This is a genomic window from Oceanimonas doudoroffii (assembly GCF_002242685.1).
Lineage (GTDB): Bacteria > Pseudomonadota > Gammaproteobacteria > Enterobacterales > Aeromonadaceae > Oceanimonas > Oceanimonas doudoroffii.
This window is the reverse complement of sequence record NZ_NBIM01000001.1, coordinates 644283-657130: the sequence shown is the minus strand read 5'-3', so window position 1 is coordinate 657130 and position 12848 is coordinate 644283. Positions and strand designations below refer to the sequence as shown.

The following is a 12848-nucleotide window of genomic DNA, read 5'->3' as shown; positions in this document are numbered from 1 at the left end:
CGTCAGTGAGTGAATATAAAGCATAGAGCAGCCCACCTGCGTGCGGCGCATTGCCGAAACCTGGATTTATCGACATTATGCGCACACCACTCGTTCTGACCCTTCGCACACCATGGATACGCCACCGGTTTTTCCCCTGTTTGACGCTCCGCAATTTCTGGAAGAAGGCAACAGCGCCGTCAATCAGCATATTGCCGACATCACCCTGAACCGGGTGCCCGACGCCGCCTTTATTTATGAACATGCCATGGAATGGCTGCTGGAAAGCCGCCACAGCGAGAACAACTACAAGACCTACCGCAGTGAGCTCACCACCTTTTTGCACTGGTGCCTGGAGGTGGAGCAGATTTCACCCACAGAGGTAACCCGCCGCACCATGAATCGATATGTGGACTATTGCCAGGCACCACCACGGGCGCTGATTGCCTACCGTAATGTGGCCCAGTTCGTGGCCGATCGGGAGCTGGGCGAGCGCCGGCCCAACCCTCTGTGGCGCCCGTTTCTCGGCAAGAAGATCGACGGCATCGAACAACCGTATCGGCTCAGCGACAAGGCCCTGAAAACCAAGATGGCGGTATTGTCTTCCTTTTATAGCTACCTCATTAATGAGGAAGTCACCGAGCGCAACCCGGCCACCATGTGGATGCGTCACAGCCGCTTTGGCAGTGCGGCCCCTTTGGTGGCAGGGCACAATGAAGAAGACGAGGTGCGGGTGTTCAGCGACCTGCAGTGGTCCTATGTCATGAACACCGCCCGACAGCTGGCCGAAGTCGCACCCGAGCGCCACGAGCGTACCCTGTTTCTGGTGTCGCTGATGTACGGCTGTTATCTGCGGATTTCGGAAGTGGCCGCCAGGCCGGGCTTTTCCCCGGTGATGAGCCAGTTTCGGCGGGATACCAAAACCGGGATTTGGAGCTTTTACATTCCCGTGAGCAAGGGCGGAAAAAAGCGCACCGTGGCCGTGTCCCGCGAGCTGCTGGACGCGCTAAAACGCTATCGCGCTCACCTGGGGCTGTCGCCACTGCCTGCGCCCAATGACGCCACTCCATTGTTTGTGCGCCACCGGGCTGCCGGGCGAGGGCGGGATCAGGGCATGGTGAATGCCAATCTGGGCATTCGCCAGTTGCGTGAGTTGCTTAATGAGCTGCTGACCGCCGCCGCCGATGCCGCCATGGCCGACGGTTTTGACCAGGATGCCGGTGAAATGCGTACACTCACCGTGCATGGCATTCGTCACACCGGCATTACCCACGACATCAACTACAACGGCCGGCCACTGTCTCACGTGCAGGCCGATGCCGGCCACGACAGCATCGACACCACCTCGCAATATCTGCACACCGGCAAGGTTGAGCGTCACGAAAGTGCCGCCAACAAACGACTGGACCGGTTACGAGAGCAGTAGATAACAACGCCAGCAGGGGAGAGCTAATGCAGGTCAAGGGCATCGTTACCATTCGACCTGCTTAGAGAGGATTGTTAGCCCGTTGGTGCCGATGGGTAACTCAAGCGCAGGGGCAAGGTGGTCGTAAATCATCCAGTCGAAGCCCGCCTTGGAGCAACCTTGGGTGGGTTGTAGTTACCCGAGCAAACGGTTTGAAGCCAGGCATGGCAGGGGAGCCGCATTTTTCTCTGGCGAAGGGGGAATACCGTAGATGCAGGCGTAGCGACCACGCCACACTGCAATCACTTGAAGTCGGGTAGCAACTGAACAGTTGAAAACCATGGATAACCGTGGAAAACAACAGTGACAGGCATACCGTGATTTGCCCACAAGAAGGCTGCCTTGACTGTGGACTGAGAAAACGCAACTGGGGAAAGCCTGACAGGTTAATTTATGCTGTCTCAATGCCGATAATGCAGTTTATCGGCATTTGGTGTTAAGGCCCTACACGGACCAGTTCTCCATCTTACTGCTGGGCCTGGTGCGAGTGGGTATATTAAAGGCTCACCAACCCAGGCAGGGATCCTCCATAAAACAGTGCATTTTAAAGAGCATACCCGCTCGAAAACGGTGGAAAAAGCTGGCATTCCGCCTAATTGGAGGTGAGATAATTCAGCTATTTCAGCCAGTTATCTTATGCTTTCGCTTACCGAAATACGATTGAGGTTTGCATGATGACACCGTTGAACAACCAGATATTTCACTCCAATCACACCTGGTCATCTGGGCCGGCTGCCGCTGGTGTTATCTGGCTACCATTATGATTCTTGTACCGTGGTCGGCTAGGTGTTCTCTCATCCATCGAATACGAGCTGACAGCCGGTTATCCATCCTTTACCACTGAAGTCACAACGACATCAGCGATCACCTGATAAAGAACTGAAAGCCGACAACAACCTCAAACGGGTTGCCACCGGCTCAGGCCGAGAATCGGTCTAATGAACATGACTCGGCTATAGGGGCGAACAATTCCGCCTTTACAGACTATCAGTCACGCCGTCCCACAGATTAACTTCTTGCATCGTGCGTTAGCGATCGGCTCCTCGCGAATCGGGAGCGCGTCTGTAACAGCCCCCTGGAACACCTTTTCTTGATTGCTGCATTGTGGGGTTTGTGCCGCGCGTTTTCGCGCAGACGACCTTAAAGAGCATTACCACAGGCTTACACAGAGACAGAGACATACGTTATTGACTGTTTGGCATTGCAGCCGGTGCCGGTTGGTCCGGCCGCAGGTGAGGGAGTGACGATCGCAGGGTGAAACTCTCATGAAACCCACAATATTGCCTGCAGCCTTGAGCTTACAAATTTCATATTTAACATAATATACATTATGCGAAATGTAGGAGCTTATGATTGAACCCAACGCTCAGTACCTTCTTTAGCTGCTCTGTGCCAGCAAACCATTCATCTGTAGATATCACTGTCTTACCCGTCGTAGACCAATAAGCAAACATTGTTGCGTTCATGGCTACGCGTTCAAGCAGTTCAAGCCCATTGCAACTTAATCTAGGTCGAGCAAGCACACCCTGTACGAGAACAGGCAAATACAAATGTTCAGGAGAATATGATGGCAGCTCAGAGAACTGTTGGATACGTTCAGCGGAAATAACCGCAGCCTAAGCCGTTTGCTTCTGACGCTGTTTTTGTGCCCGTGCTTGCTTGGCCTTGAGCTAGCTCTCTTGGCGCGTTTAACATAAATAAAAAGATACCTCTCACTGGCCAACCCAAACTCCCAATCTGGCCCTTGTGGCCCAGCCGTGCTTTGGCTCGAATGGCATGTGTTTAACGCAACGATTCATTCTTACCAAGGAGCTGTTATGTACGTTTTAATGGATATCATGGTGTCGCCCGGCGGCGTTGGTGTGTCGGTGTCGCCTTACGTGGCCATGTGTCAGCAGATTTTTGAAGACGCCGGCCTGGTGCACACCATGCATGGCTATGGCACCAATGTGGAAGGCGAATGGGATGACGTCATGGCGGCGGTCAAGCGCTGCCATGAAACCCTGCACGACGCCGGTGCCGTGCGCATTACCAGCCATATCAAGCTGGGCACCCGCAACGACCGCGACCAGACCATGGCCGACAAGGTCACCAGCGTGCAGCAAAAGCTGGGCGGTTAACGCGATAAAGCGTCATCACCAGGCAATGTCAGGGAGTGCCGTTTCCGACCGGATCTGGCACCCCTGATGTTGCTCCCCATGGCACCTTAACCAGCATTTTGTCCTGCCCGGTCTCAAATATTCCCGAGGCTACACTTGAGCCTTTAGTGAATTATTCTGAAAATATTACCTAAACCGCCGTTTGTTTACTTGCGGGCAGGCGCTGTTTACACTCTTCGCCTGACTTTTCTTGACCCTGTTCACCCGCAAAGGAGACATCGTGCGCCTGATCGCCAGCCTGCCCTGGTACGACTTGCCCCCGGCCCGTGATGGCCTGAATGCCTTCTGGGAGGTATTGCGTGGCGAGCTAAAGCACATCGGCGCCCTGCCCTTGCCCCCAGCCCTTGAGCGCGATATGCCGCTGATTGATCAATGGGCCCACGCCGGTTTGCTGCTGAGCCAGTGTTGCGGGCCGGACTTGTTTACGCCGGCAGCCCGCCACCTGGTGCCCATCGCCCGACCTGTATTTATGGATCTCGATTGCAATCCCGGTGATTACTACAGCCATATCGTCACGACCAGCCGGCCGCTGCCGACGCGGCCCCGGCTGGTGGTGAATGCTCCCAGCTCCCGTTCCGGCTGCGCCGCGCTCTATGAATGGCTGCGCCGGCAACGGGTTGAGCCCGGCAGCGTGCTGATCAGCGGCGCCCATGCCCAAAGCCTGGAATGGTTGCGACACGGCCGTGCCGATATGGCCGCCATCGACGCCCACAGCTGGCCGCTGCTCAATACTCAGGGACTGCACATTATCGGCCGCAGCGAGCCTGCGCCCTCGCCACCCTTTGTGATGCATCGGGGCGCGCCGGTAACCCGGCAGTACATGCACGCCGCGCTGATTGCGACCATTGCCAAAGCCGGTGAGGCCATTGGCATTGCCGGGGTGCAACCGGCGGAACGAGAAAGCTATAGCCCCATCGTTTATGATCCCGGTACTCAGGCGGTCGGTTGCGCGACGCTGTGCTGAGCACAACCGGCAGAATATTGCCGGGCCGGCTGTAACCGCGGGCCGGCTGAAGTATACTGGCCTCATCTGTCCCAAGAACGAGTGAACCAGTGCAACCACTGAGCCCGGCCGAGCTGGCCCCCGCATTCTCCTTACCCGAACTCACCACCTTGAACGATGCGGCTCCCCTGCCCTTCAGCGCCCTGCAACAGCGGGCCGACTCGGCCTTTGCCACCTTGTCGGGGCTGAACAGCGTCAATCCCATTCTGCTGCTGAACGGCTTTGCCGGCATGGATGTGGAAGAGCTGGTGCAGGATCTGGTCAAGCGCCACGCCAATCACGCCGATCTGTTCGACCTCTGTTACGCCGAAAACCTGCATCACCCGCAAAAGCCCATCTGGCTGCGGCTGAAGGCCGGCACCGGCATCGAGTTCTGCGAGCTGGTGGGTCAACTGCTGGAGCTGAGTTCCCGCCACCTGGAGGCGGAGCACATTGTTGAGCGCATTCTTAAAAAGCAGGGCCAGGATGAAAAGGTAGCCGACTACCTGTCTGACCTGGCCCAGCACGTGGCCGCTGGCGGTGGCTTTAGTCATCCGGTACTGATCAACCTCATGGTGCACCGCTTTGACAGCACCATTCCCATTGTGCATGCCCGTCAGTTCACACCGGAGCAGCTGTTTGGCGCCATTCACTTTCAGACCGAGCAGGGCTCGGTGTTCAGTCATCATCATTTACTGGAGCCCGGACTTATTCATCGTGCCAATGGCGGCTACCTCATTGTGCCCATTGAAGAGCTGCTGGATCAGCCCGGCCTCTGGTTCCGGCTGAAAAACGCCCTGGCCACGCAACGGGTGGAGTGGAGCCGGCCCAATGAGATGGCGGCGTTCTACTTTCAGCCCGAGCCGCCGCCCCTGGACGTGCACCTGATTTTGGTGGGGGATCGTCTGGCGGTGGCCGAGCTGCACATGCTTGATCGCGAGCTCGACACCCTGGCATTTCTGCGCGCCGATATCATTCCCGAGTGGAACGCTCAGGACGATCTGCCGTCCTATCTGGGTTACCTGTCGCATCTGCGCCACAAGCACGGCCTGCGCGACATGGACGCTGGCGCCGTAACCCGGCTGTGCCGCTACGGCAGCCGCATCACCGATCATCAGCACCGGTTGTCATTGGTGGAGTCTCAGCTGGTGGCCATGATGCAACTGGCAGACGTCATTGCCGCCCGGGAACAAAGCGAACTCATTACCGAACAGCATCTGCGGCTGGCTCAGGAAGAGCAGGATCACCGCCTCAACTTTCTGGTGGAGCAGTCGGATCTGGGCGTTCGCGACGGCCAGTTTCTGCTGCAGACCAAAGGCCGGGAAGTGGGGCAGATCAATGGCCTGTCGGTCATTCAGATTGCCGGCCACCCCTATGACTTCGGCGAGCCGGTACGGCTGACCGCGACCGTGCACCTGGGTGACGGCGACGTGGCCGACATCGAGCGCAAGGCCGATCTGGCCGGGCATATTCATGCCAAGGCAATGATGATCATTCACGGTTATCTGGCCAACCTGTTTGGTGCCGAGCACCCCTCGCCGCTCTCGGCCAATCTGGTGTTTGAGCAGTCCTACCATGAAATCGATGGGGACAGCGCGGCCCTGGCCGGCCTTTGTGCGCTGATCTCGGCCCTGGGTCGAGAGCCCATCTATCAGCACTTTGCCATTACCGGCGCGGTGGATCAGTTCGGCAATGTGCAGCCGGTGGGCGGCGTGAACGAAAAGATCGAAGGCTTTTACCGGCTGTGCCGACTACAGGGACTCACCGGCGAGCAAGGTGTGTTGATCCCGGCCAGCAACCGCCTGCAGCTCAACCTGTCGGATGAGGTGGCAGGTGCGGTGGCCGAGGGGCGTTTTCATATTCATCCGGTCGCCCGGGTGGAAGACGCCATTGCCCTGTTGATGGGTTGCGAAGCGGGCAAGGTGGATGACCCCCATACCCTGTTCGGGCGTATTCGTGAACGTCTGGACGACCTTAACGGTCATACCGTTGAGAGCGGTTTTTGGCGCCGATTGTTGCGTCGATGACAGATCGGACTTGTCGGGCGCACAGCTGTTCGCTAAAGTGACGCCAATTTTACACCCGGGCCCCGTGCCCGATGAAAAACGGAAGAGTGGAATGCCTTCACAAAAAGAACTGGGTAAACACAGCTTTACCAGAGAAGAACTGCTGGCGTGCAGCCAGGGCGAGCTGTTTGGTCCTGGCAACAGTCAGCTGCCCGCCCCCAACATGCTGATGATGGATCGCATCGTGCACATCAGTGACGAGGGTGGCGAGCACGGCAAGGGCGAAATCCTGGCCGAGCTGGATATCACTCCCGACCTGTGGTTTTTTGACTGCCACTTCCCCGGCGACCCGGTGATGCCCGGCTGCCTGGGACTGGATGCCATGTGGCAGCTGGTTGGCTTCTTCCTGGGCTGGAAAGGTGGTCCCGGCAAGGGCCGCGCCCTGGGCGTGGGTGAAGTGAAATTCACCGGCCAGATCCTGCCGACCGCCAAAAAAGTGACCTACAAGATCACCCTGAAGCGGGTGATCTGGCGCAAGCTCATCATGGGCATCGCCGACGGCGTGGTGGAAGTGGATGGTCGTCCCATCTACGAAGCCAAGGAGCTGAAAGTGGGTCTGTTTACCGACACCTCCACTTTCTGAGGCTACGCCAATATCAATGTAACGCCCCGCACCTGCGGGGCTTTTTCATGGCACTGTAACGATGAAGGCCCCGCAAGTGCGGGGCCTTTTTGTTGATGATGAATGCATTACTTACTTGATGAAGAGGCCGGAACCTTTGTCTTCCATGGCATCTCGCCAGCCGCCAAGCCAATGGCCTTTAGCGTCAAAATCATTGTAGGGGCACTGCTCTTTGGAACGTCCACTGACTCCGGCTTGGTAACCGCGGGTACGCGCTCTTTCCAGACGGTCACGTTTTTGTCTCTTCATAGGTATTACCCTCGTTTAATCAACAAAAAGTGCACGGCGTTTCGTTCTGCCGCTCTTTAGAAATAGTTGAGTTGCGTACCGATCTCAAGGGTTAATTTTAGAGCATAGGCCAGTCTGGCTATTTAGCGACTGATATTTATGAAGTTTTGATGAAGCAGGGAAACACCGAAGTGTGACCCCGATCACCTTACAGAAAACGGGGTGATAAAAATGCCGGCTCACAGGCCGGCATACACATTCGCAATTGAGCGAAAAAACGGCTCAGCCGGCAGATAACTCTTCCAGCTCTTCCCAACGGGCAAAGGCTTCTTCCAGCTCGTTTTCTACCGTCGCCAATTGCTGCAGCTTGCCCTGGGTCACGTCTTCGGCCTGGGTGAAAAAGTCTGGGCCGTTGATTTCTTCCTGCAGGGCTTCAATCTGCTGCTCCAGTTGCTCAAGGCGTGCCGGCAGGCCGTTGAGTTCCTGTTGCTGTTTATAAGACAGTTTTTTGCCAGACGCGGGTTTGGGCTTCTGGGACTTGGCCGGTGTCGCGGTTTCCGCCCTGACCGGCGCCGGCGTGGCCACGGGTTGCCGACTACGCTGAGCCAGCATGTCCTGATAACCGCCCACAAACTCTTCCACCCCGCCCTTGCCGTCAAAGGTCCAGCAATGAGTGGCGGTGTTGTCGATAAAGTCCCGGTCGTGACTCACCAGCAGCAGGGTACCCTGATAATCGGCCAGCAGCTCTTCCAGCAGCTCCAGAGTTTCCACATCCAGATCGTTAGTCGGTTCGTCGAGCACCAAAAGGTTGCTGGGTTTCAGAAACAGCCGGGCCAGCAGCAGGCGGTTTTTCTCACCCCCCGACAGCGCCTTCACCGGCGTGCGGGCGCGCTTGGGCTCAAACAAAAAGTCCTGCAAATAGCCCAGCACATGGCGCGACTTGCCGCCCACTTCCACTTCCTGCTTGCCATCGGCCAGGTTGTCCATCACGGTGCGCTCGGGGTCGAGCTGCTCCCGGTACTGATCGAAATAGGCCACGTCCAGCTTGGTGCCGCACTTCAGGCTGCCCTGCTTGGGCTGCAGCCGGCCCAGCAACAGCTTGATCAGGGTACTCTTGCCGCAACCGTTGGGGCCAACCAGGGCAATTTTGTCGCCCCGCTGCACCAGGGCGGAAAAGTCGGTGATAAGCGGCTTGTCTTCGTAGTCAAAGCCAAGGTGCTCGGCTTCAAACACGATCTTGCCCGAACGACGCACATCATCCAGGGTGACCGACACCTTGCCCAGGCTCTCCCGGCGCTGACTGCGCTCATTGCGCAGGGCCTTGAGTGCCCTCACCCGGCCTTCGTTACGGGTGCGACGGGCCTTGATGCCCTGGCGGATCCAGGCTTCTTCCTGGGCCAACCGTTTGTCGAACAGGGCGTTCTGCTCCGCTTCCACCCGCAGGGCTTCTTCCTTGTTGACCAGGTAGTCGTCGTAATTGCCCGGCCAGCTCGAGAGTTTGCCCCGATCGAGGTCGAGAATGCGGGTGGCCATCTTGCGTATAAAGGCGCGGTCGTGGCTGATAAACACAATGGCGCCGCGAAACTCCACCAGAAAGTTTTCCAACCAGGCGATGGCGTCAATATCCAGGTGGTTGGTGGGTTCGTCCAGCAGCAGAATATCGGGATCATTGGCCAGGGCCCGGGCCAGGGCCACCTTGCGCAGCCAGCCACCGGACAAGTCCTGCAGCCGGGTGTCACCGTTCAGGCCCAGTAGGGTCAGGCTCTGGTTGATGCGGGTATCAAACTGCCAGCCGTTGGCATGCTCTACCTGCTCTTGCAACCGCATCAGTTCGTTCATGGCTTTTTCGGAACTGTCGTGGCTGACTTTTTCCAGCTGGTGATGATAACGGGCCAGCAGCTCGCCAAGCTCGGCCAGGCCGGCGGAGACATAGTCAAACACCGTTTGATCATCGTCCACCTGGGGCGGATCCTGCTCCAGCCGGGCGATCACCACGTCCTGCTGCACCTGGCGACGACCGTCATCAAGCTGAATGTCGCCGGCGATCACCTTCATCAGGGTGGACTTGCCGGCACCGTTGCGGCCGACGATACACAGCCGCTCGCCGGCCTGAATGTTAAGCTCAACCCCATCCAGCAACGGCGCATCGCCGTAAGCCAGAAGGGCATTTTGCAGGGTAAGCAGACTCATGATGGTTCCCGGTTAAATGCAATAAGGTCATCGGTGTCAAAGGGCCAGTCCAGCTCGGCACCGTCGGCCCGGCGCAACACCGGAATACGAATGCGGTAGGCCTCAAGCCACTGGTCGTTGTCGATGATGTCTTTTATTTCGGTGGCCGCGGCCAGGCCGGTCTGTTCAAGCAGGCCCCAGGCCTGCTCGCACAGATGACAGCCGTCGGTGGAAAACAGCGTCAGGCTCATTGGTCACTCCAGCGAATTTCCCAGCAGTTGTGGATCTGCGGGTTGCGGGCAAAATCTTTCGGCAGGGTCGAACGGGTAATGTCTTTCGCGCTCAGGCCGAGGGCCGTCAGGCCGTCCATGTCCATTTTGAAATTGCGCTTGTTATTGGAGAACACCAGCAGGCCGCCCTTGCGCAGGTGCTTGCTCAGCAGGTGCAACAGCTCCAGGTGATCCCGCTGCACATCAAAGCTGTCTTCCATGCGCTTGGAGTTGGAGAAGGTCGGCGGATCGGCGAAGATCAGATCGTAATCGCCGTCACTTTTCGCCAGCCAGCTCAGGCAGTCGGCCTGCACATACTGGTGCCGGCGGCCGTTCATGCCATTGAGTTGCATGTTGCGTTCGGCCCAGCCGAGATAGGTCTTGGACATGTCCACCGTGGTGGTGGAGCGGGCGCCGCCCAGGGCCGCATGTACGGTGGCGGTGCCGGTGTAGGCAAATACATTGAGCACGTCCTTGCCCTTGGCCAGTTCGCCCAGCCGCTTTCGAATGGGTCTGTGATCCAGGAACAGGCCGGTGTCCAGGTAGTCGTGCAGGTTCACCAGCAGTTGCGCGTTGTGCTCCTGCACTTCCATCCACTGCTCGCGCTTGTCGAGCTTTTCATACTGTTCCCGGCCCTTCTGGCGGGCACGTACCTTGAGCACCACCTTACTGCCGGGCACGCCGGTCACCGTCATGGTGGCCTGCACCAGATCAAAGAAGCGGGCCTGAGCCTTGTGCTCGGGCACGCTTTTGGGGGCCGCGTATTCCTGAATCACCAGGTGATCCTGATAACGGTCGATGGCGGCATTGTATTCGGGCAGATCCGCATCATAGAGGCGATAGCAGTCAATGCCCTCGCCCCGGGCCCACTTGTCGAGGGCCTTGATGTTCTTGGCCAGACGGTTGGCGAAGTCTTCCGCCAATGGCCGCGCCGGACGGGCGTCTGCGGCAATCAGGTAGTTGCGCAGCTCACAGGCCAGGGCGCCGTTAAACAGCTTGTAGGTTTTTTCCGGGCGCAGGCGCAGGCAGCTGAGCAGCTCGGGGGAGCTTGAGATCAGGCTGACGTGCCAGCCCTTGAACTGTTCCCGCAGGGTATCGCCCAGCCCCTGATGCAGTCCGAGCAGCGACGGAAACTCGCTTAAACGCTCGCCGTAAGGCGGGTTGGAAATCAGCCAGCCCGGTTGTTCACTCGGATTATGCAGATCACCGACCGAACCTTGGGAGAAGTGAATCAACCGCTCCACCCCGGCGGCTTCGGCGTTGTCCTGGGCAAAGCCCAGCACCCGCTTGTCCTGATCAATGCCGTAAATCACCGCCTCGGCCTTGTTCAGGCCGCGGGTGGCGCGCACCGTGGCCTCGGCATGCAGGCTTTGCCACAGTTCGCGGTCGTGACCGGACCAGGCCATAAAGCCAAACCGCGGGCGCAGCAGGCCCGGGGCCTGATCGGCGGCCATGAGCGCGGCTTCTATCAGCAGGGTGCCGGAACCGCACATGGGATCCACCAGCGGGCTGTTGGCGTCCCAGCCGCTGCGCAGCAGAATGGCGGCGGCCAGGTTCTCCTTGAGCGGCGCCTCGCCGGCCTGCTGACGGTAACCGCGCTGGTGCAGCGCCGGGCCGGACAAGTCCAGGGTAATGCTCAGGCGCTCGCGCTTCAGGTGCGCGAGAATACGAATGTCGGGAAAGCGCTTGTCGACGCTGGGCCGCTCACCCCGGCGCTTGCTCAGGCGATCAACAATGGCGTCCTTTATCTTGAGCGCACCATATTGGGTATTGGTAATGGCCCGGTTGCTGCCGGAAAAGTCCACCGCAAAGGTCTGGCCTTCCTGAATGTGCTTTTCCCACTCCACGTTACTGGCGCCGAGATACAGGTCCATGTCGTCACGCATGGGAAAGTCGGCCAGTTGCAGCATGATGCGCGAGGCCAGTCGAGACCACAGGCAGGCGCGGTAGGCCACGTCCAGTTCACCCTGAAAGGCAACACCGGCCACGGTTTCCTGCACCTGGCTGGCGCCCAGGGCTTGCAGTTCGTCGGAGAGTAAGGATTCCAGCCCCTTGGGGCAGGTAGCAAAAAACGGCAGCATAATCACGCATGGTCAAACAAAAGAGAGGGCACATTATACATGAGTGGTAATGCGATTTCTGCGGATTAATGGCGGCCAACGGGGTAGTGAGCGGGCAAAATAAAGGCAACATGGGTAACAGGTAAACATACCGCTGGTTTAACGAGCAAACAAAATAAAGTTTCAATCAAGGGCTTGCCTTTGGTGAGCCTGATCACTAGTATGCACCACCTGAGGACGCGGGATGGAGCAGCCTGGTAGCTCGTCGGGCTCATAACCCGAAGGTCGTCGGTTCAAATCCGGCTCCCGCAACCAGTTCTCAGACGCTGTAAAATTTGCAAGTACGATACCGGCCGCGGGATGGAGCAGCCTGGTAGCTCGTCGGGCTCATAACCCGAAGGTCGTCGGTTCAAATCCGGCTCCCGCAACCAATCCGGTTCGGTACTGCAAATAAGAAATCAAGCACCTGGCGCGGGATGGAGCAGCCTGGTAGCTCGTCGGGCTCATAACCCGAAGGTCGTCGGTTCAAATCCGGCTCCCGCAACCAACTTGATTTCAGTACGGCAGCATCAAGACGTAATACCCTGGCGCGGGATGGAGCAGTCTGGTAGCTCGTCGGGCTCATAACCCGAAGGTCGTCGGTTCAAATCCGGCTCCCGCAACCAACTTGATGTGAAGTGAAATAAAGATGCAATACACCGGCCGCGGGATGGAGCAGCCTGGTAGCTCGTCGGGCTCATAACCCGAAGGTCGTCGGTTCAAATCCGGCTCCCGCAACCAATCCGGTGACAATTGCACTCCCCTACCCTCGCAGCTTATACCGCTTTCTGTTTTATCTTCCCTTATTCA

9 protein-coding genes and 5 tRNA genes are annotated in these 12848 nt (G+C 58.0%); 10 read left to right on the top strand and 4 right to left on the bottom strand.

The features are described 5' to 3' along the window. Positions 1-112 precede the first annotated feature (112 nt). The 5 genes from B6S08_RS02970 to fabA all read left to right on the top strand — a co-directional run bounded on the left by B6S08_RS02970 (position 113) and on the right by fabA (position 7234). Positions 113-1405 carry a tyrosine-type recombinase/integrase gene (locus B6S08_RS02970; RefSeq protein ID WP_094200524.1) on the top strand — a complete coding sequence of 431 codons (1293 nt, stop codon included), beginning with the start codon at positions 113-115 and terminating at the stop codon, positions 1403-1405. Between the two features lie 1856 nt (positions 1406-3261). Then, positions 3262-3564, top strand: coding sequence for an MTH1187 family thiamine-binding protein (locus tag B6S08_RS02965; protein ID WP_094199282.1), 303 nt, complete (start codon positions 3262-3264; stop codon positions 3562-3564). A gap of 229 nt (positions 3565-3793) precedes the next feature. Continuing rightward, complete coding sequence (locus B6S08_RS02960) at positions 3794-4567, top strand: PhnD/SsuA/transferrin family substrate-binding protein (protein WP_094199281.1); 774 nt, start codon at positions 3794-3796, stop codon at positions 4565-4567. Positions 4568-4656: 89 nt separating this feature from the next. Further along, complete coding sequence (locus B6S08_RS02955) at positions 4657-6612, top strand: Lon protease family protein (protein ID WP_094199280.1); 1956 nt, start codon at positions 4657-4659, stop codon at positions 6610-6612. Positions 6613-6703: 91 nt separating this feature from the next. Next, positions 6704-7234 carry a 3-hydroxyacyl-[acyl-carrier-protein] dehydratase FabA gene (gene fabA / locus B6S08_RS02950; RefSeq protein WP_094199279.1) on the top strand — a complete coding sequence of 177 codons (531 nt, stop codon included), beginning with the start codon at positions 6704-6706 and terminating at the stop codon, positions 7232-7234. A gap of 111 nt (positions 7235-7345) precedes the next feature. On the opposite strand, the gene rmf is transcribed toward fabA, so the two are convergent. The 4 genes from rmf to rlmKL all read right to left on the bottom strand — a co-directional run bounded on the left by rmf (position 7346) and on the right by rlmKL (position 12020). After that, positions 7346-7522 carry a ribosome modulation factor gene (rmf, locus tag B6S08_RS02945; RefSeq protein WP_014292547.1) on the bottom strand — a complete coding sequence of 59 codons (177 nt, stop codon included), beginning with the start codon at positions 7520-7522 and terminating at the stop codon, positions 7346-7348. A 261-nt stretch (positions 7523-7783) separates the two neighbouring features. Beyond that, entirely contained in the window at positions 7784-9691 is a 1908-nt protein-coding gene (uup, locus tag B6S08_RS02940) for an ATP-binding cassette ATPase Uup (protein WP_094199278.1), read from the bottom strand. Continuing rightward, positions 9688-9921 carry a glutaredoxin family protein gene (locus B6S08_RS02935; RefSeq protein ID WP_094199277.1) on the bottom strand — a complete coding sequence of 78 codons (234 nt, stop codon included), beginning with the start codon at positions 9919-9921 and terminating at the stop codon, positions 9688-9690. Before B6S08_RS02935 ends, uup begins: the two co-directional genes overlap by 4 nt. Then, positions 9918-12020 carry a bifunctional 23S rRNA (guanine(2069)-N(7))-methyltransferase RlmK/23S rRNA (guanine(2445)-N(2))-methyltransferase RlmL gene (rlmKL, locus tag B6S08_RS02930; protein ID WP_094199276.1) on the bottom strand — a complete coding sequence of 701 codons (2103 nt, stop codon included), beginning with the start codon at positions 12018-12020 and terminating at the stop codon, positions 9918-9920. The genes B6S08_RS02935 and rlmKL overlap by 4 nt, the downstream gene beginning before the upstream one ends. A gap of 217 nt (positions 12021-12237) precedes the next feature. On the opposite strand from rlmKL, the gene B6S08_RS02925 reads away from it, so the two are divergent. From B6S08_RS02925 to B6S08_RS02905, 5 genes are all read left to right on the top strand, one after another. After that, a tRNA-Met gene (locus B6S08_RS02925) sits at positions 12238-12314 on the top strand. Between the two features lie 39 nt (positions 12315-12353). After that, a tRNA-Met gene (locus B6S08_RS02920) sits at positions 12354-12430 on the top strand. 39 nt (positions 12431-12469) lie between these two features. Further along, positions 12470-12546: transfer RNA gene (locus tag B6S08_RS02915), tRNA-Met, on the top strand. 41 nt (positions 12547-12587) lie between these two features. Continuing rightward, positions 12588-12664, top strand: a tRNA-Met gene (locus B6S08_RS02910). 38 nt (positions 12665-12702) lie between these two features. After that, a tRNA-Met gene (locus B6S08_RS02905) sits at positions 12703-12779 on the top strand. Positions 12780-12848: the final 69 nt, after the last annotated feature.